17 protein-coding genes and 1 tRNA gene are annotated in these 20,174 nt (G+C 51.1%); 13 read left to right on the top strand and 5 right to left on the bottom strand.

Annotated features, from left to right (window positions below; all coding sequences use genetic code 11):
• Positions 1–94 precede the first annotated feature (94 nt).
• The 7 genes from AZF00_RS10500 to AZF00_RS10470 are packed head-to-tail and all read left to right on the top strand — an operon-like array spanning position 95 to position 7,864.
• Positions 95–619 carry a CvpA family protein gene (locus AZF00_RS10500; RefSeq protein ID WP_062383739.1) on the top strand — a complete coding sequence of 175 codons (525 nt, stop codon included), beginning with the start codon at positions 95–97 and terminating at the stop codon, positions 617–619.
• Positions 620–655: 36 nt separating this feature from the next.
• Complete coding sequence (purF, locus tag AZF00_RS10495) at positions 656–2,176, top strand: amidophosphoribosyltransferase (RefSeq protein ID WP_062383736.1); 1,521 nt, start codon at positions 656–658, stop codon at positions 2,174–2,176.
• Positions 2,177–2,201: 25 nt separating this feature from the next.
• A complete protein-coding gene (locus AZF00_RS10490; protein WP_062383733.1) occupies positions 2,202–3,413 on the top strand; it encodes an O-succinylhomoserine sulfhydrylase in 1,212 nt (403 codons plus the stop codon).
• Complete coding sequence (locus tag AZF00_RS10485) at positions 3,403–4,332, top strand: AAA family ATPase (protein ID WP_062383730.1); 930 nt, start codon at positions 3,403–3,405, stop codon at positions 4,330–4,332. Before AZF00_RS10490 ends, AZF00_RS10485 begins: the two co-directional genes overlap by 11 nt.
• Before the next feature lie 2 nt (positions 4,333–4,334).
• On the top strand, positions 4,335–5,288 hold the full coding sequence (locus AZF00_RS10480; RefSeq protein ID WP_062383727.1) for a DUF58 domain-containing protein: 954 nt from the start codon (positions 4,335–4,337) through the stop codon (positions 5,286–5,288).
• Complete coding sequence (locus tag AZF00_RS10475) at positions 5,289–7,298, top strand: transglutaminase TgpA family protein (RefSeq protein WP_062383725.1); 2,010 nt, start codon at positions 5,289–5,291, stop codon at positions 7,296–7,298.
• A complete protein-coding gene (locus AZF00_RS10470; protein WP_062383722.1) occupies positions 7,295–7,864 on the top strand; it encodes a mechanosensitive ion channel family protein in 570 nt (189 codons plus the stop codon). Before AZF00_RS10475 ends, AZF00_RS10470 begins: the two co-directional genes overlap by 4 nt.
• A gap of 13 nt (positions 7,865–7,877) precedes the next feature.
• Here the strand turns inward: AZF00_RS10470 and AZF00_RS10465 are convergent, their stop codons facing one another.
• A complete protein-coding gene (locus AZF00_RS10465) occupies positions 7,878–8,489 on the bottom strand; it encodes a TetR/AcrR family transcriptional regulator (protein ID WP_062383719.1) in 612 nt (203 codons plus the stop codon).
• 115 nt (positions 8,490–8,604) lie between these two features.
• Between AZF00_RS10465 and AZF00_RS10460 the strand changes: the two genes are divergently transcribed.
• The 3 genes from AZF00_RS10460 (at position 8,605) to AZF00_RS10450 (ending at position 13,382) form a co-directional block, all read left to right on the top strand.
• Positions 8,605–9,672, top strand: coding sequence for an efflux RND transporter periplasmic adaptor subunit (locus AZF00_RS10460; protein WP_062383717.1), 1,068 nt, complete (start codon positions 8,605–8,607; stop codon positions 9,670–9,672).
• Between the two features lie 5 nt (positions 9,673–9,677).
• Positions 9,678–12,809 carry an efflux RND transporter permease subunit gene (locus tag AZF00_RS10455; RefSeq protein ID WP_062383715.1) on the top strand — a complete coding sequence of 1,044 codons (3,132 nt, stop codon included), beginning with the start codon at positions 9,678–9,680 and terminating at the stop codon, positions 12,807–12,809.
• Positions 12,810–13,025: 216 nt separating this feature from the next.
• Entirely contained in the window at positions 13,026–13,382 is a 357-nt protein-coding gene (locus AZF00_RS10450; RefSeq protein ID WP_062384860.1) for a YibL family ribosome-associated protein, read from the top strand.
• A 445-nt stretch (positions 13,383–13,827) separates the two neighbouring features.
• On the opposite strand, the gene arsB is transcribed toward AZF00_RS10450, so the two are convergent.
• Genes arsB through AZF00_RS10435 form a run of 3 tightly spaced genes read right to left on the bottom strand, consistent with a single transcriptional unit; the run spans position 13,828 to position 15,704 of the window.
• Entirely contained in the window at positions 13,828–14,832 is a 1,005-nt protein-coding gene (arsB, locus tag AZF00_RS10445; RefSeq protein ID WP_062383712.1) for an ACR3 family arsenite efflux transporter, read from the bottom strand.
• A 26-nt stretch (positions 14,833–14,858) separates the two neighbouring features.
• Positions 14,859–15,341, bottom strand: coding sequence for an arsenate reductase ArsC (locus AZF00_RS10440; protein ID WP_062383709.1), 483 nt, complete (start codon positions 15,339–15,341; stop codon positions 14,859–14,861).
• A 33-nt stretch (positions 15,342–15,374) separates the two neighbouring features.
• Positions 15,375–15,704 carry a metalloregulator ArsR/SmtB family transcription factor gene (locus AZF00_RS10435; RefSeq protein ID WP_008249697.1) on the bottom strand — a complete coding sequence of 110 codons (330 nt, stop codon included), beginning with the start codon at positions 15,702–15,704 and terminating at the stop codon, positions 15,375–15,377.
• Between the two features lie 177 nt (positions 15,705–15,881).
• Here AZF00_RS10435 and AZF00_RS10430 point away from each other — a divergent pair, with 177 nt between their 5' ends.
• From AZF00_RS10430 to AZF00_RS10420, 3 genes are all read left to right on the top strand, one after another.
• The gene (locus AZF00_RS10430) at positions 15,882–16,364 is read left to right on the top strand and encodes a hypothetical protein (RefSeq protein WP_008249699.1); all 483 of its coding nucleotides are present in this window, start codon (positions 15,882–15,884) and stop codon (positions 16,362–16,364) included.
• The gene (locus AZF00_RS10425) at positions 16,348–18,675 is read left to right on the top strand and encodes a CFI-box extended C-terminal domain-containing protein (protein ID WP_008249701.1); all 2,328 of its coding nucleotides are present in this window, start codon (positions 16,348–16,350) and stop codon (positions 18,673–18,675) included. Before AZF00_RS10430 ends, AZF00_RS10425 begins: the two co-directional genes overlap by 17 nt.
• 141 nt (positions 18,676–18,816) lie before the next feature.
• Positions 18,817–18,903: transfer RNA gene (locus AZF00_RS10420), tRNA-Leu, on the top strand.
• Positions 18,904–19,000: 97 nt separating this feature from the next.
• On the opposite strand, the gene AZF00_RS10415 is transcribed toward AZF00_RS10420, so the two are convergent.
• Positions 19,001–20,038 carry an asparaginase gene (locus AZF00_RS10415; protein ID WP_008249703.1) on the bottom strand — a complete coding sequence of 346 codons (1,038 nt, stop codon included), beginning with the start codon at positions 20,036–20,038 and terminating at the stop codon, positions 19,001–19,003.
• Positions 20,039–20,174: the final 136 nt, after the last annotated feature.

Genomic DNA, 20,174 nt, shown 5'->3' with positions numbered 1-20,174 from the left:
ATGTCAATTTAATGCCCGGAGTGAAATCTTACTTGGGCTGGGGGCGCGAGCTTGCTAGAATTCGCGTCTCGAAATTCCACGGGAGCTGTTTAGAGTGCTAAGCACCTTAGTTTGGGTAGATTGGGCCATTATTGGCGTTGTCACCCTGTCTGCACTAATTAGTTTGATTCGTGGTTTTGTCAAAGAAGCACTGTCACTGGCCTCATGGGCGGTGGCATTTTTTGTCAGTGTTGCTTTCCATAGCCAAGCCGTAGGCCTACTTGAAAATCTGGTTGATAAAATTTACCTGCGAGAAATTTTGGCGTACGTACTGCTGTTTGGCGGCACCTTGGTACTGGGTAGTTTGCTAACCCACTTTATTGCCATGGTGGTTAAACGCACCGGTCTTAGCGGCACAGATCGCTTATTGGGTATGATATTTGGCACCACCCGTGGTTTGATTGTGGTGTTGGCCGCTTTAGTTTTACTTCCGTCGTTATTGACGGGTATAGAAAATGATCAGTGGTGGAAGGAATCGCAGCTGATACCCGAGTTTCTGTTGATGAAGGACTGGTCAGAGCAGAGCTTCAACGATGTGGTTAACTGGGTGTCGACGTTAATGTCGAACAACTCCGTATAAACGCATTGATCTTCACCTTAATTGAGGTAGTACTGCATGTGTGGCATTGCAGGCATAGTCGCCAAGTCCAACGTAAATCAAGATTTATATGATGCTTTAACGGTATTGCAACACCGCGGCCAGGACGCCGCCGGTATTGTGACCTTTGCCGATGGCAAGCTAAATCAGCGCAAAGGCAATGGTCTAGTAAAGGATGTGTTTCACACCAGACACATGCAGCGCTTAACTGGCAATATCGGCATCGGCCACGTTCGCTACCCAACAGCGGGTAGCTCAAGCCCCGCATTGGCGCAGCCGTTTTACGTCAATTCACCCTACGGTATTAGTCTTGCGCACAATGGCAATTTAACCAATGCCGCTGAACTGTCCCAAGAGCTATTCCAGTCTGATCTACGCCACCTCAATACAGATTCAGATTCTGAGGTTCTTCTTAACGTTTTCGCACACGAATTACAGAAACTGGGTAAATTAGTGCCTGAAGCCGATGATGTTTTTTCAGCGGTTAGCGGTGTTCATAATCGCTGCAAGGGCGGCTATGCCGTGGTGGCGATGATCGCCAATTACGGTGTTATTGGTTTCCGCGATCCAAACGGTATCCGTCCTTTAGTGTATGGCGTGCGTGAATCTGCTGGCGGCAAAGAATATATGCTGGCCTCAGAAAGCGTGGCCTTAGACGCGCTGGGTTATAAATTAGTCGCCGATGTTGCGCCGGGTGAAGCGGTCTATATCCAAACCTCTGGCGAAATTCACGTACGCAAATGTGCCGACGCGGCGGATTACCGGCCCTGTATTTTTGAGCATGTGTATTTTGCGCGGCCCGATTCGATTATGGACGGCATTTCGGTTTATAAATCTCGGCTGCGTCAGGGCGAGCGTTTGGCAGAAAAGATTCTGCGAGATCACCCCGGCCACGATATCGACGTTATTGTGCCCATTCCGGACTCTAGCCGTATTGCTGCACAGTCAATGGCGGCAAAATTAGGCGTTAAATTCCGCGAAGGTTTGGTAAAAAACCGCTATATCGGCCGTACTTTTATTATGCCTGGGCAGAGCGCCCGGAAAAAATCGGTAAAACAAAAGCTCAATGCCATCGGTCTTGAGTTTAAAGACAAAAACGTCATGCTAGTGGATGACTCCATCGTCCGGGGCACGACCTGTCAGCAGATCATTGAAATGGCACGGGATGCCGGTGCGCGCAAGGTGTATTTTGCCTCGGCAGCGCCCCCAGTTCGCTACCCCAATGTCTACGGTATTGATATGCCGTCAGTCGATGAACTCATTGCCCACGGTCGCACAGTGGAAGAGATTCGCACTGAAATAGGCGCAGACTGGCTTATATATCAAGACCTTGATGACTTAGTGCATTGCTCCTCGGAAGGTAACCCTAAGATCAATGACTTTGAGTGCTCGGTGTTTAATGGCGACTATATTACCGGTGATGTCGATCAAGCATACCTCGATAAATTGGCAGCAGATCGCAATGACAATAGTCAAAATGAGCGTAATGCCAGCAGTGGTGACGGCGCGCTGATTGGCTTGCATAATGACGTATCATAAAAGTAGATTGGTCTAGGTAGAAAACATGACTGAACAGGAATATTTAGCTCAGCGCGTGGCGGTTCTCGACGCCGCTGCACTTGATACTCGCGCGGTGCGCGGTGGTCAGCGCCGTACCGCGGAAGGCGAGCATTCAGAGCCAATATTTACGACCTCAAGTTATGTGTTTGCCTCAGCCGCTGAAGCCGCAGCGCGGTTTTCTGGCGAGCAGCCCGGCAATGTGTACTCGCGCTATACCAACCCTACCGTGCGCACGTTTGAAGAACGCATCGCGGCCCTAGAAGGCGCCGAAATGGGGGTGGCGACGGCCTCGGGTATGGCGGCTATTCTCAGTACGTGTATGGCCCTGCTTAAGACCGGAGACCATATCGTCTGCTCCCGCAGCGTGTTTGGTACTACCACGGTATTACTCACTAAATTTTTGGGCAAAGTTGGTATACGCACTACGTTTGTCGACTTGGTCGACCCCGAGGCGTGGCAAGCTGCGATATGTGCCGATACCCGGCTGCTGTTTCTCGAAACGCCGTCTAATCCATTGTCGGAAGTGGCGGACATTCGCGCCCTAGCGGATATTGCCCATAAGCACAATTGCTTGTTGGTGGTAGATAACTGTTTTTGCACACCCGCCTTGCAGTTGCCTTTAGCCTTGGGCGCCGATATTGTGGTGCACTCGGCGACTAAATATTTAGACGGCCAAGGTCGCTGTGTGGGTGGCGCGGTCGTAGGCCGTCGCGAGCATATGGATGAAGTCTTAGGCTTTATTCGCACTGCGGGTCCGAGTATGAGCCCCTTTAATGCCTGGGTTTTCCTCAAGGGGCTAGAAACCTTGCGCCTGCGGATGATGGCGCACTCGGCCAGTGCGCTGGCCTTGGCGCAGTGGCTGCAAACGCAGCCGAATATCGACAAAGTTCATTATTCAGGTTTAGAAGATCACCCCCAACACGCTTTAGCTGCAGCTCAGCAAAAGGCCTTTGGCGGGGTGATGTCGTTTGAAGTGCGCGGGGATCAGGCGGCGGCGTGGCGATTTATTGATGCCACGCGGTTGGTGTCGATTACGGCTAATCTCGGCGACGCTAAAACCACCATCGTGCACCCCGCGACGACCACGCATGGTCGCTTAAGTCCAGAACAGCGCGCGGAGGCGGGCATTAAAGACAATTTGATTCGCGTCGCGGTCGGCCTAGAAGATATTGCGGATTTGCGCGCCGACTTACAGCGTGGCCTCGATGCCGTCTGATCAATTGGCTGTGTTAGCGGCGGTAAGTGCAGAGATCGGGCGAGTTGTCTTAGGTAAAGACCGGCAAGTACAGCAAGCCTTGTGCTGCTTATTAGCGCGGGGTCATCTGCTAATTGAAGACGTGCCCGGCGTTGGAAAAACCACCCTGTCCCAGGCCTTTGCCAGAGTCACCGGGCTGGACTACCAGCGCATGCAATTTACCAGCGATTTGTTGCCGGCCGATATTCTAGGGGTCTCGGTATTCGACCGTAACAGCAACGCTTTTCATTTTCATCCGGGGCCAATTTTTACTCAATTTTTACTCGTTGATGAAATCAATCGCGCCAGCCCAAAGACGCAAAGCGCATTACTTGAGGCAATGGCTGAACAGCAGGTCAGCATTGAAGGCGAAACGCGTCCTTTGCCCCAGCCTTATTTTGTTATGGCGACCCAAAATCCGTGGTTCCAGTCTGGAACCTTTCCGTTGCCGGAGTCCCAGCTCGACCGCTTTTTGATGCGGATTTCACTCGGTTACCCCGATGAGCGCTCGGAGCGGCGCTTGCTGGCGGGTGGTGATCCCCGCTCGGTGTTAAGCCAGCTGCGAGCCTTGCTCAATGCCGAAAAGATTATTGCCCTGCAAAATGCGGTAGACGCAATTGAAGTTCGCGACAGCGTGCTGTCGTATGTGCAGCGTCTAATCGGTTTTACCCGTCAAGATTCCCACTACGCTTTTGGCCTGTCTACCCGCGCCGCATTGGCACTTATTCAATGCGCGAAGGCCTGGGCGATGTTACAAGGGCGTGACTATGTGTTGCCCGACGACATCCAATTGGTGCTAGAACCCGTTGCCGCCCATCGACTCAAGGCAGCTGCCGACGGCCAAGGTGATGGCCCGGATTTAATTAAGCGCTTATTGTCACAGGTACCGGTAGTGGTATAGCGATGAAAAACCGGATTAGAGCGTTATTTCGTCGCCGTTTTAATAGCTGGTTAGACAAACGCAGTCCGCGCTGTAGTGAAATCACCCTCAATCAACGCCGTATTTTTATCATTCCCTCCAGTGCTGGCTTGGGCTTTGCCATCATGTTGATGGGCTTGCTACTGCTGGCCATTAATTATCAGAATAATTTAATCTTTGCCTTATGCTTTTGGTTATTCAGCATTTTTCTGGTGGCGATATTACACACCTACGCAAATCTATCTGGGCTGTTGCTGCGCGCCGGTGCGGCTGAGCCGGTATTTGCCGGTGAATTAGCCAGTTTTCATCTGCACTTGGAGGCTGGGCGGCGAGATCGCCATCGCTTGAATGTTGGCTTTCCCAATCAACAAATGGAAGTGTGCGATATCGACGCCGAGATGGGCGCAGCTAACGTCATTATTAAATACCCTACACAGAAGCGCGGCGCTTTGCGGCCGGGGCGGATGGAAGTCACGTCGCGCTACCCTTTAGGGATTTTGCGCTGCTGGAGTGCACCGTCCTTAGATTGGCATTGCCTTGTTTATCCGCGGCCGCGCTGTTTGCGTCCCTTGTTAAACAGCGCTGACAGCGGCGAGGGACATATTCCTGATCGTAGCAATGATAGCGATGAATTCAGTGGCTTTAATCGTTATCAGGCGGGGCAGTCACCTCGGCGAATTTTTTGGAAGGCTTACGCCAAGGGCCAGGGTTTACTGGTAAAACAATATGAACAGTCTCAGGCCGATGAGTTGATTTTAGATTGGGATAGCTTAGAGGGCCTCAGTGTGGAAGAGCGCTTGAGTACACTTTGTGCCTGGGCGCTAGACTGCGACAAACAAGGTCTGGCTTACGGTTTAAAATTGCCAAAACTTACCGTGGCGTCAGGCTCTGGCAGCGGGCAGCTGAGCAAGGTTCTGCGCGAACTGGCGGTCTTTTAAATGACGACCGCGAATATTAATTTTGTCGCGCAGCGCCAGGCCGTCATTTGGCTGCTGTTGGCGCAATTGGTGACCTTGGCGCCGCAGCTCGGCGTGTTGCCGGTGTGGATACTCGCGGTGTGGGCATTTGTGGCTCTCTGGTATTGGCGCATTGTTAGCGCTGCGTGGTCGTTTCCCGCGCGCTGGATCAAGGCGTGTATTGCACTGAGCACCCTTGGCGGCGTCTACTTCTCGTTTCCATCATTGTTTTCGTTAGAAGCCATGGTCACCATTTTGGTTTTAGCGGTTGTACTTAAATTATTAGAGCTCAAAACGGCGCGAGATCACTGGCTTATATTAATGCTCAGTTATTTCATTGTTGCTTGCGGACTCCTGTTTTCTCAGCAGATTGGCGCACTCATTATGGCGCTATTGCAGATTGCAGTATTGCTATTGGCCCAGCAAGCACTGCAGCGCAGACGTGCAAAGACCCTGCCGATGTTGCGTGTGGTCGCCGTCATGGCCTTGCAATCCCTGCCATTGATGCTGATGTTGTTTGTGATATTCCCCCGTATTGGGCCATTGTGGACCATGCCATTGCCCGGCGGGCAGGCGACCACGGGCATGTCTGACTCGCTGGAGTTTGGCGATATTGCTAAATTAAGTCAGTCTGGCGCGCTGGCTTTCAGAGTGCGATTTAACGGCGTCATGCCAGCCTCCCACGATTTATACTGGCGAGGGTTGGTGCTCGATGATTTTGATGGTCGGCGTTGGACTCGCAGTAGCTGGTCGTTATGGTCGAATAAAATGCCTCCTCCGGTATTGGCCGAGCCGCAGTTGAATTACACCGTAACCTTGGAGCCGGGCAGCCATAAATGGTTGTACACGCTACCTCAGGCGGTGGTAAGCCGCGATGATGTTTATTACAGCAATCAGCATTTATGGTTACCGGCCAGACCAATAACGGGCCGCTTGCAGTACACCGTGAACAGTAATTTGGGCCAAGCTCTGGTCGACAATAAGGCGTTAAGTCGTAAAAATTTGAGCTTAGGCCGGGCGGCTAACCCACGAGCCGAGGCGCTGGCAGCGCAGTGGCAGACGCAGTGGCCAGACGCCCAAGACCGGGTTGCTGCGGCAATTCGGTATTTTGAGCAAACACCGTTTATTTACACCCTCACACCGCCCTTACTCGGAGAGAGTAATGTCGATGAGTTCTTGTTTGATAGCCGTCAGGGCTTTTGCGAACATTTTGCGGGTAGTTTTGTGTATTTAATGCGCGCGGCAGGGGTGCCTGCGCGGATAGTGGTGGGCTACCAAGGTGGTGAGTTTAATGATCGCGATGGCTACCTATTGGTTAATCAGTCCGACGCCCACGCCTGGGCAGAAGTGTATATTGAGGGGCAGGGGTGGTTGCGGGTAGATCCAACCGCCACGGTGGCCCCCAATCGTATTCGTTTAGGCGCAGAAGCAATGCTGCGGGATCAAGAGGGGTATTTGGGCGAGTCGCCATTGTCTCTGCGCAAGTACGAATGGGCTAAGCGTTTCCGATATTTTGTTGATAATATTAATTACGCGTGGGCGCGCTGGATACTCAATTATGATTCCGGCACCCAAAATGATTTTCTCTTGCGAGTGCTTGGTGATATTAACCCCCAGCGCTTGATGTTAGTCATTATGTTGGCTGGGGGCATACCGCTGTGCTTGGCTGCCTTCTTTAGTTTGCGTTTACCTAAGCGTGCTGGCGAGGACTTGGCCGCACGCTATTACCTTGCTAGCTGCGCCGCGCTGGCAAGAAAGGGGGTGCCGCGTCGCGCAGGAGAAACACCGGACGATTACCTTCGGCGGGTCGCGGCAGGGCACGCTTGTTGGGCGGCCTGGTTGCGAGAGCAAACGCGGTTATTTAGCCTGTGCAGTTATTTACCCGAAGACAGTGTTTCTTACCAAGAGAATTTAAAGTCGTTAAAACGTGGGCGTCGCCCACAAAAGTACTTAGAACGCAGTAATAGTGCAATGGGATATACCAGTAAATGAATAAGTTTTTGATTGTGTTACTTGCCGTCGGTGTCATGTTTTATTTGAACCGTGTGCTCAACACCATGTTGATTAATTTTGCTGAGAAAAATCAGCGTTCCGCCTTGCGCGTGGGCTATGTTCGCAAGAGTTTGAATTTTGGGACCTTGCTGTTGGGCTTTGTGCTCGTGTGTTTTTTCTTAGGCCTGGGCTACCACCAAGTATTCATTTTTATATCGTCATTTTTGGCGGTGCTTGGCATTGCCTTGATTGCACAGTGGTCAATGCTCAGTCATTTAACTGCCGGCGTGATTATCTTTTTTGCCTTCCCCTATGGTATTGGTGATCGCATTAGGGTGGTGGATAAAGACGATGATATTAGCGGCCGAATTTTAGAAATTGCTTTGTTCCATGTGCTTATTCGGCGGGATGACGGCACCACAGTGGTCTACCCAAATAGTATGATGCTGCAAAAGGCGGTTATTAAATTGACGGCAAACTCGTCGTTGGCCGCGCAAACCGACGGGGCAAAGCCTCCGCTCGATTCGGGGGCGGCGCCAGCGCTCCACAAAGAACTCGAGGACTAAGACTGCTGCAGAATTACGTTTGGTAGGCTTTTAAAAACATGCGCACGCAATGCTGGGCATAGTTTTGTAGTTCAGTGGCAGACTTTGAATTGCCAATACACAGTAAGTTGCGAAATTGCGCCTCGCTGTGGATCATTGCGATGAGCTGGCTTGCGGCGAAGTCGATATTGTCGATGCGTAAATGACCTAACTGGTTTTGCTCGTTTAAATAGTTACTCAGGCGCTGTCTGATTTTATCTGGCCCTGCGGCCCAAAACAGTTCGCCAACTTCGGTATTACCGCCTTCGCGCACGCAAACCCGAAAAATACCAATTGCTTCGGGGCTGCTCAGCAGCGAGGCGAGGTGGCTGCAGAAATAAGTGAGATAAGCCTCGCAGCCCATTGCGCTGCTTTGCTTTTCGGGGACGAGCTCGTATTCGTCACATTTGGACTCGATTGCGGCGGTGAATAGCTGCTGTTTGTTGCCAAAGTGACTGTATACCGTTTGCTTGGAAACCCCGGCAGTCTTGGCGATGCCTTCCATACTGACTTTTTCAAAGCCGTGTTCGACAAACAGCATTCCTGCAGAGAGGATGATTTGCTGGCGTTTTTCTTCGCTTTTGGAGCGGGCGCGTTTCTCTTGCACGTTACAGTATCCGTGATTGCATTTTTGTAATGCTAATTTAAATAAAATAGACTGGACAGTCCAGTTTGATTTATCTATATTCGTGCCAATCTGGATCCACTTGAGAATGTTGGCAATGAAACGCTTTTATACTGCAGCGACGCTACTATGTTTAGCGAATTTTCTTCTGGTGGGGGCGCAGGCTGAAACACGACTGCATCCAGTGAATTACCTGACTATTCAAGAGCAGTCGTCCTATGAGGCGCAACGCCTATTCGCCGGGCGCGTCATCGGTAGCCAGCGCGCAGAGATCGGCTTCGAGCTTGCTGGGCAAGTAATGAGCGTGAGCGTTGAAGACGGCGAGCGTGTCGAGACGGGGCAGGTGCTTGCAAGCTTAGACACTCGTGGCTTGGAGATTGAGCAAACTGAACTTAATTCGGCGCGGATCGAAGTAAGTACTCGTCTCGCGCAGGTTGATAAAGACCTCATTCGCCTGCAGGCATTGCGCGAAAAGGCGTACGTGTCGGAAGGTCAGCTGGAGACCCTGGTATCAAAGCGCCAAGCGACGGCTGCGCAGTTAGCGCAAGTTGAATCAAAACTTCAGGGTGTGGCCTTACGCATACAAAAATCCAAGCTCCTTGCGCCCTTTGCCGGAGAAATTGCCGGTATGCAATTAGAAGCGGGAGTGCTGGTTGCAGCCGGGCAGCCACTGATGCAAATTGTGCAATCCAGTCGCAGTGAGGCAGTGTTTGGGATATCTGACCAGCTGGGTCGCAATCTCGTTGTTGGTCAACCTTTACCCGTAATGGGTGATTTTGGCGAATGGCAAGCGAACCTTATTTCGGTTTCGCAAAATCTTGATTGGCGCACGCAAACGCGCACGGTGCGCGTTAGCATGCCGGTTGATGCCCCTGCTGTTGACGGTAATACCGCGTATTTAATTTTGCCCGAGACACGTCAGGTTGCGGGCTTTTGGGTGCCACTGCAGGCATTGCTCGAAGACGTGCGTGGAACCTGGGCCGTTTACCAGATAGTGTCGAGGGAAGAGGGCCGGTTTCAGTTAAAAAAACGCTCGGTGCAAGTCCTTTATCAATATGAAGGCCAAGTATATTTAAGTGGCGGGCTACGCAGTGGCGACCGTGTTGTCAGTGGTGGCATTCATCGCCTGGCGCCTGAATTGCATGTTATTTTGGCCCAGGAGTAAACCGAATGAGCCAAAATCTCCTTAATAACCCGCGGATGGTCGCGCTGGCGTTTGCCCTTATTTTGGTGGCGGGGCTTGCTGCCATTGGCAGTTTGCCGCGCATGGAAGACCCGCAGATGACCAATCGGCATGCGCTGGTGATTACTGCTTTTCCCGGCGCAAGTGCGGAACGGATCGAAACACTGGTATCTGAGCCCTTAGAAGACGTGATTCGCCGTATTCCCGAAGTTATTCATGTCACATCCCACTCTAGCTCTGGGGTGTCGATCGTCGTAGTGCAGCTGAAAGACGAAATTTACGGCGATGAGAATGTGGTGCTATGGGCAGAAATACGCGACAAAATTGAACAGTCGCGACACTTGCTGCCAGCGGGCGCGTCAGCGCCTGTTGTTGATACTGAGCGTGGCCACGCTTTTACGTGGATCGGCGCGCTTGTTTGGCAGGGCGAAGGTGAGGTTGACGAATTGCGCCTTGGTCGCTATGCCGAAGAATTGGCCAGCCGACTGCGCGGTCTGTCTGGAACGGATTTAGTGAAGCTCTATGGCGCCCCAGCGGAAGAGGTTCAAGTTAAAGTTGATCTCGTCAAAGCGGCTGCGGTAGGGCTAGATGTACCGCAAATAGCGGCCTTATTAAGCAGTAGTGACGCTAAAACGGCGGCTGGTGAATTGAGTAATGCCACGCAGCGGCTGTCGCTCGAGCTAGAGGGTGGTTTTGATGAGCTTGAGCGGGTTCGTCGTACGCCGCTGTTAACGTTAGCCAGCGGCGGCTCATTGCAGCTGCAAGATATTGCAGCAATATATCGCGGCGAGCCAGACTCGCCGTCTGAATTTGCAATAATTGGCGGTCAGCGCGGTGTGGCAGTGGGGTCGCGGATGCTGTCTGACCGCCGGGGCGATCATTGGACAGAAAGGCTGCAGCAGGAAGTTGCCGAGTTTAAGAAAACTTTACCCGAAGAAGTCGGGGTGCAAGAGCTATTCGTACAAGAGCGCTACAACGATGTTCGGCTCAGTGAATTGGTAAATAATATTTTACTCGGTTTTATCTTCATTTTTATTATTTTACTTTATACCCTGGGCTTGAGGTCGGCGGTTATTGTGGCCGTGTCATTGCCGTTAACGATGATGTTTTCGCTTGCCTGTATGCGTTTCTTTGACTTGCCGATCCATCAGATGTCGGTCACAGGGCTAATAGTTGCGCTGGGTATTATGGTCGACAATGCGATTGTGGTTGTTGATACGGTAATGCGTAATCGTCGTAGTGGTTTTTCGCCTGTTGCCGCGTCGACTAAAGCGTTACGTCACCTTTGGATACCGCTGCTGGGCTCAACACTAACGACTATTTTAACGTTTATGCCCATTGTTTTAATGGCAGGACCCGCTGGCGAATTTGTAGGTCCGTTAGCCTATGCAGTTATATTTTCGCTAGCCGGTTCTTGGCTCATTTCTTTGCTGATCATAGCCCCTATAGCCGGGCGGTGGTTGGACAAAAAGCAACGCAGCGGCACGAGTCATCCGAAATTAGATAATTACTTTAGGTCCGTACTCGGGTGGGTTTTGCTAAGACCTCGCCGAGTGATGTTGTTGGCGTCAATCTTGCCGCTGTGCGGCTTCTTTTTGATAAACACCTTGCCCGAACAGTTTTTCCCGCCGTCAGACCGGGACATGATTAATTTTGAGCTATTTCTTCCCGCGGGAACCAGCATACATCGCACGTTAGAAGCGACCCAGAAAGTCAGTACGCTTATCAACGCGCATCCCGAAATAAGGGCTTTAAATTGGTTTGTTGGGCAAAATGGGCCGTCGTTTTATTACAATTTAAAAGACAGTCGCGACGGTTCATCTAATTACGCGCAAGCGATGATCACGATGGTCGATTTTAGGGCTGCCAATCGCTTAGTAGGTGAATTGCAAACTGAGCTAGATGCGGCGTTTCCTGACTACCAAATTGTGGTTCAGCGCTTGGCGCAGGGGCCGCCATCTAATGCTCCGGTTGAGCTGCGCTTGTATGGAAATGATATAGCCCAGTTAAAACGACTCGGTGATCAGCTTAGACGCATCGTCCTAGAAACCAAGGATGTTATTCACGCTCGTGATTCGCTCGCTGAAGTTGTGCCAAAAGTTTGGTTAGATATTGATGAGAGTGAGGCTCAGCGCAGCAAGGTTGGCTTAAAAGATTTGTCACGGTTACTGGCGGCGAGTGTCGACGGTGTGGTCAGTAGTAGCTTGCTTGACCGCACTGAACAAATTCCAATTCGGGTATCCGGCGCACAGGTTAAGCAATTGAGCGTCGATATGTTGATGTCGTTTCCCTTGGCGCTGCCAACGGGCTCGCGCCCCTTGTCGGCCTTGGCTGATGTTAGTTTACGCCCAGCGCAAGCCAAAATATCACGCCGGGACGGTATGCGAATGAATACCGTTGAGGTGTATGTCGGCAATGGAGTGCTACCAGCGGTGGTGCTTAATCGCATAAAAGCGAACATAGAGAATGATGGCTTTGTGGTTCCCGACGGCTATAAGCTAGAGATTGGCGGTGAAGCTGAAGAGCGCAATAACACGGTGGGTAAACTGTTAGGGAGCGTTGGAATTATTCTGGTGCTACTGGTCGTGACGGTGGTAATGGCCTTCGATTCCTTTAGATTGTCCGCCTTGGTCTTTATTGTGGCTATCCAGTCGGCGGGTATGGGCATGTTGAGCCTTTGGTTTGCGCAGTTCCCATTCGGTTTTACAGCGATTCTCGGCTTAATGGGGTTAATGGGCTTAGCGGTTAACGCGGCAATTGTTATTTTGACAGAGCTCAAAGCCTCGCCGTTGGCAATGTCGGGGAATCGAGTTGAAATTGTTGAGACGGTAGCGATATGTACTAAGCACATCAGCTCCACCACAATAACAACGGTGGTGGGCTTACTACCTCTTATTTTATCTGGAGGCGGGTTCTGGCCACCATTTGCGATTGTGCTAGCCGGTGGCACCGTGCTGACAACGATTTTGTCTCTGTTTTTTGTGCCTGCAGCGTTTCTGGTGTTGCGTAGACCCTATTTCTTAAAATATTTCCCTAAATCGCAACCCGACAACGAGCAGCCAGACGATCTACTCGCTGGGCAAGCGGCTCAGCGCAAGCAAGTAAGCGATTTAGCTTAGCATTTAAGCTCAACAGTGACCCAAGGGCAGGCCACTGCCCCTATTCGCCGTTTCGGGTGGTCTCGTCAGCGCTTTATAAGGTAATTTTGTTGAACTGGCTTAGTTGACTCAATTCGAGTCGAGACTTCTTGCTATACTGCCGCCAATTATTAGGCCCGTGCTAATAAGCACTGGCGCAGAGGTGTGCGTGTGCGCACCCAGAGTGAGGTTTACGCCATGAATTTGAATCAAGATATCCAGCAACTGAATAATAAAATTGATCTGTATCGCCGTAAATTAGAAGCGGCTAAATTGCGGGATGATCAAAAGTCAGTGCTGCAGTTTAAAAAAGAGCTCAGTACTTTAAGCCGTAAAGTGGCCAGCATTAAAGGTATGCGCGGGGCGCAAAATGCGGGCAAGGCGGAAGAGCTCAAGGCTCTTGGGTTTAGTAGAGCCTTGACCAAAGCCGAGCAGGCCGATATGGGTAAATTCAAAAAAACGGTGCGGGGCTTGGTTGTAGTACATCCGCTGACCGCACTCGGTAAGGAAATGGGTATTAGTGAAGTGACTGGTTACGCGCCTGCAAAATTCTAAAGAGCGCTTAGGGATGGGAAAGGCTAAAACCAAAAGCGGCTATCGCGTTCGTAAAGGCGACATTATTGTAGCGTCGTCGCTAGAATAGACACCTGCCTCCGCAGGTGTGACGAACTTTTCGCGCCTATTTGCGCTCACGCCGAGCCAATTAAGTTATATCTGCCGACACCTCGTCATACGTGCGCACATCAAATTATGTCTCCCTAAACCTTGTCACACGTGCGCGCATCAAGTCGTATGTGCGCATATCAAGCCATCCCTGCCGCACATGAAGCCATTCCTGCGCAGATCATGTCATCCCTGCCGCACATGAAGTCATCCCTGCGCAGGCAGGGATCCATGTGAGCGCAGCGAATGCCCTTAAACATCAGGCCTCAGCCCCGCCACATCCCACACTATCAACATGCTTTTGGGGCTCCTGTCTCCCGTCAAGCATCGAGCGGTATCACCCAAAGCGATGCTGATTACGATTTGCAAAATACACTAGCGACAACATCACCGGCACTTCAACCAATACGCCAACCACAGTTGCTAGCGCTGCCCCCGAGTTCAAGCCAAACAGCGAAATGGCTACGGCTACCGCTAGCTCAAAGAAGTTGGACGTGGCGATCATGCAGGCTGGCGCGGCAATATTAAAGGGCAGGCGCAGGCGCTGCGCGGCAAAAAAACTCAAGGCAAAAATGCCATAGGTTTGAATGAGCAGCGGAATGGCGATAAGCACAATAATATGGGGCTTGCTAATAATAACGTCAGCCTGAAAGCCAAAGAGCAGCACGATGGTGGTTAATAAGCCGCAAATAGACCACGGTTTGAGGGTTTTACCGAGCTTGGTAATGCCGTTGCCACTAATGAGTTTGCGGGTGAGGTAACCAGCAGCAAGGGGAATAAGCACATATAAAAACACAGATAGCAGCAGAGTTTGCCACGGCACGGTAATAGCATTAACGCCAAGTAAAAGGGCGCAAATCGGCGCAAAGGCAAACACCATAATAATATCGTTTATTGAAACTTGGACCAGGGTGTAATTTGGGTCGCCATTACAGAGTTGGCTCCAAACAAAGACCATTGCCGTGCAGGGTGCTACGCCGAGTAAAATCATCCCAGCAATGTATTCGCTGGCGGATTGGGGGTCGACCCAGCGGGCAAACAGCACGTCAAAAAATAGCCAGGCGATGAGCGCCATGGTGAAGGGCTTTATCAGCCAGTTCACAACCAGCGTAAGGGCTAAGCCTTTTGGCTTTTTGCCAACATCCTTCATGGCCGCAAAATCAATGTGGATCATCATTGGGTAAATCATGATCCAAATAAGCACTGCTACCACTAAATTAACATGAGCTACTTCGAGGCTGGCAACAAGGCTGAAGAGGGCGGGAAAGACCTGCCCCAACGCAACGCCGACCACAATGCTCAGTGCCACCCAAACGCTCAGGTAACGTTCAAATAATCCCATGTAATACTCCGAAAGGTAAAAGTAGTTTAGTGTGCGCCGAGCGTGCGCAGGGCCGTGAGTCGCTCATCGGCTGGCAATGCGCCCAGGTTTAAGGCCAGAAGCGCGGCGGTACGGCGCTGAATTTCTGCGATGCAAGCGTGGAACCCTGCGGCGATCTCGCTATCGCTGCCCGTGAGTTTTGATGGGTCGGCCAATCCCCAATGCACTTTTTGGGCGCTGCCCAACCACAGTGGGCAGGCTTCGCCGGCAGCACTGTCGCAAACCGTAATAACTAAATCCGGCGCAAAATTGCGGTGCTCGTCCCAGGACTGGCTGCGCAGCTCAGTAGTTGCAATGCCTAGCTCGTCCAAATATCGCAGGCTCAAAGGGTGAACTTCGCCGCTAGGTTGGCTGCCCGCACTGCGCGCCTCAATTGCACCTGCGCCCGCTGCGTTGCTAATGGCCTCGCATAAAATGCTGCGGCAGCGATTGTGGGTGCAGATATATAAAATCTTAAATGGCGTGGTCATGATCGTACTCGGTAGAGTGAAGGCGCGCGCAAATTAGCAACAGCGCTCATTTAGGTGACTGTTCAGTAGTGTGTTTTCGGCGTGAATAAAATCGGGTGTATTGCTTAATGCCAGCGCGATTACCGACTCCTGCCACGGCGCTAGCGCGGTGTTTAAACGGTAGTAAATCCACTTTCCCCGCCGCTCGTCACTCACTAAGCCATGCTTTTTAAGTTCGGCAAGATGGCGAGACACTTTCGGTTGGCTGCTAGCAAGAGCAAGTGTCAGGTCGCAAACACACAGCTCGGCATGGCTTTTAAGTAGCAGCAAAATTTTAAGCCGAGTGTCCTCCGCAAGGCATTTGAAAAATTGGGGTAGTGGCATAGTGGGCGCGACCTTGGTTAATATATTCGAATTTTCATATATGTTGGCGGTCGATGTCAAGAGTGCAATTTGGTGGCTGGGCCTGTGTGAATCCCTTACTTATTACGGCGGCCGCAACCGTTAAACTAACGGGCATGGATAAATTGCGCTGTTTATCGGCACAGGATAGGAGAACTAATGCTAACGCTAAAACAGTATGTTACGGCTGTCATTGACCTGTGCTTAGTCCTTGTTGCAGTGGGCGGCTTGTTGTTTGCTTGTACCAACCAAGAGGCGGATCGCCAGCGCGAGAGCCGCGACGCGGCCACTATTCAAAATGTGGTTTTGCATGCGCCTTTAGACACTTTGGTGAATCTAGATGAGTCTTTGTGGCGTATAACCGCGAAAGGCCTGGCGATCCACATTGATCCAGAATTGGGCTTATTGGTAGATATTCGCTATTGGTCGAAAAATGTTGACGCGATGGTCGCAAATATCAAAAACGCAGGCTATACATTAGACTACATGAATCCGGTTAATCAGCGTCTTAGGCTTTGGGTTAAAACCCGAGTGCAATTGCAGCAGCTAGTCGCGATTGAAGGAGTTACAGCAGTGTCAGTGAGCACTGATATACCCAAGCGGGAATTATCCCTGAAGGCATTCGATGAGCGTAAAAAATAGCTGGCCAACAATACTGGTGTTTAGCATTAGTCTGCTTAGCACCGGTGTTTTTGCAGAAGCCAATATAAAGCAGAAGCTTGCACAAACCTCGCCAGCGCTCGCTAAAATGGACAGCCAACTGCAGCGGGCTGTTGGGGGCAATCGTCAGCCTTTACTCGATATTGGCCACGAGCAGGCTTTACTGCGCGGCAGCAGCAGCGGGCAGAAAGGCATGGTCGTTGAGTTACATCTTCATAATGACATTGGTTTGCAGGAGTTTTTAGCTGAGCAGGGCATTCAGCTACTATTCTTAAGCGGTAATGGCAAATATGCGTCGGTTAGAACATCTTCAGCCCTTGCACTGCTTGCCTTGGCCGAACTCAGCAACATCCGCTCGCTTAATTTAGAAACACCCTCGGTACTGCGGGTTGGCTCGGTTACTAGCCGGGCAGGTCGGGCGATGCGTTCCGATATTATCAGCAACACCCTGGGCGTAAATGGTAATGGTCAGACCATTGGGATAATTTCAGACAGCTTTGCCCAGACCAGTGCAATGCGCGATGACAACACCGTGCCTGCACTCTATGCTGCCGGTAATCTGCAGGGCAGCCGCTCTCAAGATAGTGGTGACCTTCCGGCTTCAATTGGCCTGCTTAGAGACGATGTCGAAGACCGCACCGACGAAGGGGCTGCCATGGCTGAGTTGGCCTATGACGTTGCGCCGGGCGCCAATTTTTTATTTCACGCGGCAGGCAGAAGCCGGGTTGAATTGGCTGAGGCCATAGATCGCCTATGCAGCCCGGGGCAAGCGGATATTGTCGTTGATGACATTTTGTTTCTCAGCGAAAGCGTGTATCAAGACGACTTGCCCGCACTCGCGGCCAGTCGCTGTGTGGCGGCGGGTATACCTTACTTAACTGCTGCGGGTAATGACGCCGATCAGGCCTATCGCTTCCTGTTTAAAGATTCAAATACCAGTATAGATGAGCCGGGTGTTAGTGCAGTGCCAACGGGCAATGACCTACATAACTGGCGCTCAAATGGCAGTGATCAGTTTTTGGCCATTACCCTTGCACCTAATTCATTAACTTATGTTGTACTGAATTGGAACCAGCCCAATGCGTCGGTTAGTCCTGCCAATGGCGCACAAATAGATCTCGATTTATACGCGACGCGTACGCCGAGTTTGCTTGCGTTCAACGAAGCTAACCCAGACTACGTCGATGCCGGGAAAAATGAGCAGGGAACAACCGGCAATCCAAGCGGTGACGCCTTTGAGTTTGTGACCTTAGAGAGTGGGCCTAACACCGAAGTTTTTTATATTGCAGTTGAGCATTTTGATGGCAACCAAGACGACATTCCGCAAAAGGCGGGTATTCGCTTAGAGTTTCGGATGTTGATTACAGGCGATACGCCTAGCAATGTTGAGTACCCCTATAATGGCGTTGCTGTTTGGGGTCACTCAATGGCTCGCAACGTTGCGTCAGTCGCGGCCGTGCCGTGGTGGGAGTCGCCAGAATTTCGTCCAGAAGGCTACGATACCATTGGTATCGACCCAGAACCTTTTACCTCAAGGGGCGGCACGAATCGCTTACAGTTTGATCAAGACGGCAATTATCAAGTAGAAAATCGCGAAGTACCCAGCTTTGCTGCAGTTGACGGCAACAACAACACCTTTTTGGGGGTGTCGTCTGCCAATGTGGCGCCAGAAGATGGCGAGCCAGATAACTTCCCCAACTTTTACGGAACCTCCGCTGCTGCGCCTAATGCTGCTGCGGTTTTTGCGCTTTATAAGGAAGCCTACCCAACAGCGACGCCTGCGCAGTTGATTGCCGCAGTAAAGAATACTGCTATCGACGTAAATGGTCGTCGCGCAGCCAATGGCTACGACGATGTAAGTGGTGACGGCCTAATTAATGCGGAGGCAGCGGCAAGCGCTCTTGCCATATCAGTAGGTCAAGCGCCGCCAGCAACACCGGCAGCCAGAAGTAGTGGCGGTGGCGGCGGCGGAGCCTGCTTTATCGCCACTGCGGCCTATGGCAGTTATATGGCGCCAGATGTACAAGTATTGCGCAATTTTCGCGACACCGTATTGCTGCCCTACAGCTGGGGGCGCAGCTTGGTGGCCACCTATTATCAATACTCACCACCAATAGCAGAGACTATTGCAGGCTCAACCACGCTGCGGGTAATCACCCGGGTGGGCCTGAGCCCATTGGTTTATGGCCTTAAATACCCGCTATGGACAATGGCGGGCCTACTGGCCGCATTAGTGCTGTCATTGCGCTATCGTGCCCGGCAACGGGCGCGTCTGGCGGTAATTGCCAATTAGGCAGTAATTAAAGCCCCTAAGCCGTTGATTTTTTTGAATCATATCAGTAGACTGCGAACGCTTTTAAAGCACTAGCGCTACCCAAAAGCCGTTGTTCATAGGTTTTTGTATCATTACTGGCTCTCACGCCAGAACCCTTTAGCCCGGGTGGTGAAATCGGTAGACACAGGAGACTTAAAATCTCCCGACAGCAATGTCGTGCCGGTTCAAGTCCGGCCCCGGGCACCAAACCTTATGTTTTAACCTCCCTTAATATTTTTCGGTTGTGCCCATTAACGGATGCCTTATAAACCCTTGGCTGTTCGGATTGATGCATCTTGCTGCTCTAACCCATTTGCCAATCCGCGAGCTGGCGTTTGATCTGCTCATTGGTATTTCCGAGGGCAAGCGATAGCAGTGAGAAAACGTATAAGAAGTGCGATTGCACATCTTTGTAAATGCAGCCCCCGGCGTCGATAAGGGCTCGGCTACTATCGTAGGGGGTTTGTATATATTCGCTCGGGAAAGACGCCAATAGAAAGAGTGTTTTATCTGCGTGTTCGCGCAGGTGTTCAATAAGGTCGTTGTAGTCCGCGCCATAGGGCCCTGTCCCGCTGTGGTATAGCTCGATAATGACGATGTCTCGGCCCATTGTGACGGCTTGGAGGACGCTTTTATCTATGCCGGGGTAGAGTGTTATGCAGCATATTTTGGCTTGGGCTGCTTCAATGGCTTTTTTGTCAGGCAGGCTGGTAGTTTCAATTTTGGGGTGTGTTATGTTCTTGCTGGGTATGGGGTCGGATAAGCCATATTTTAGGGAGTAGCTTGCAAGCACATTATTATATAAGGCGCCAAAGTAAGAGTCGTCAAAGCTCATGGGCTTAACGTCGAAGCCATTGAGGATTCTGGCCTCACTATTGTTTTCGTTTGATCTGAACGCGACAAAAACGCCACTTGCCGGATGGCTTGACGCGGCAAATTCTAACGCAGCTAAAAGGCTCAAAGAGGTGTCTGAAGACGGGTTGTCGGGTGAGTAAAATGCGCCGGTAAAGCAAATTTTCTTATTCCATAAATGCCCTAAGGCCACCGCTGCTGATACTGTATAAGCAAGGGTGTCGGTACCGTGAGTTACAACGATACCACTTGCATCGGTTTCGCAGGCTGTTTGGATGCTCAATAAGATATCTAGCCAATCACTGGGTGCCAATGCTTCGGAGTTTTTATTTATTGGCGATATGACTTCAATGTCATAGCCCAGTGTTTGCTTTGCTAGTTCTATTTCTTTGGCAATTTTGTTTGCAGATAAATCTACCGAGACGGCGCCAGATTGCAGGATGGAGCCTATCGTCCCTCCGGTGGTTATAACAACAATCTTGCTATTCATTTTGTTCACCAAATTAATTCAGTTGATATACCCCGAGCGCTATATGCCTAAAATTATTAGCGATACCGTCGGCAGTGCTTAATTAAGACATACCACGCTGGCTAGGCGTTTGCTCCATAGCCTTGACGTTGGCAGT

The organism is Zhongshania aliphaticivorans (assembly GCF_001586255.1).
GTDB lineage: Bacteria > Pseudomonadota > Gammaproteobacteria > Pseudomonadales > Spongiibacteraceae > Spongiibacter > Spongiibacter aliphaticivorans.
This window is presented reverse-complemented; position numbering and strand designations above follow the sequence as displayed.

What these genes read in the sequence shown, in the direction of transcription:
- AZF00_RS10430 (WP_008249699.1), top strand. Translation starts at nt 15,882, where the DNA reads ATGCTAACGCTAAAACAGTATGTTACGGCTGTCATTGACCTGTGCTTA.
- AZF00_RS10425 (WP_008249701.1), top strand. Translation starts at nt 16,348, where the DNA reads ATGAGCGTAAAAAATAGCTGGCCAACAATACTGGTGTTTAGCATTAGT.
- AZF00_RS10490 (WP_062383733.1), top strand. Translation starts at nt 2,202, where the DNA reads ATGACTGAACAGGAATATTTAGCTCAGCGCGTGGCGGTTCTCGACGCC.
- AZF00_RS10485 (WP_062383730.1), top strand. Translation starts at nt 3,403, where the DNA reads ATGCCGTCTGATCAATTGGCTGTGTTAGCGGCGGTAAGTGCAGAGATC.
- AZF00_RS10480 (WP_062383727.1), top strand. Translation starts at nt 4,335, where the DNA reads ATGAAAAACCGGATTAGAGCGTTATTTCGTCGCCGTTTTAATAGCTGG.
- purF (WP_062383736.1), top strand. Translation starts at nt 656, where the DNA reads ATGTGTGGCATTGCAGGCATAGTCGCCAAGTCCAACGTAAATCAAGAT.
- arsB (WP_062383712.1), bottom strand. Translation starts at nt 14,832, where the DNA reads ATGGGATTATTTGAACGTTACCTGAGCGTTTGGGTGGCACTGAGCATT.
- AZF00_RS10470 (WP_062383722.1), top strand. Translation starts at nt 7,295, where the DNA reads ATGAATAAGTTTTTGATTGTGTTACTTGCCGTCGGTGTCATGTTTTAT.
- AZF00_RS10455 (WP_062383715.1), top strand. Translation starts at nt 9,678, where the DNA reads ATGAGCCAAAATCTCCTTAATAACCCGCGGATGGTCGCGCTGGCGTTT.
- AZF00_RS10435 (WP_008249697.1), bottom strand. Translation starts at nt 15,704, where the DNA reads ATGCCACTACCCCAATTTTTCAAATGCCTTGCGGAGGACACTCGGCTT.
- AZF00_RS10450 (WP_062384860.1), top strand. Translation starts at nt 13,026, where the DNA reads ATGAATTTGAATCAAGATATCCAGCAACTGAATAATAAAATTGATCTG.
- AZF00_RS10440 (WP_062383709.1), bottom strand. Translation starts at nt 15,341, where the DNA reads ATGACCACGCCATTTAAGATTTTATATATCTGCACCCACAATCGCTGC.
- AZF00_RS10460 (WP_062383717.1), top strand. Translation starts at nt 8,605, where the DNA reads ATGAAACGCTTTTATACTGCAGCGACGCTACTATGTTTAGCGAATTTT.
- AZF00_RS10475 (WP_062383725.1), top strand. Translation starts at nt 5,289, where the DNA reads ATGACGACCGCGAATATTAATTTTGTCGCGCAGCGCCAGGCCGTCATT.
- AZF00_RS10415 (WP_008249703.1), bottom strand. Translation starts at nt 20,038, where the DNA reads ATGAATAGCAAGATTGTTGTTATAACCACCGGAGGGACGATAGGCTCC.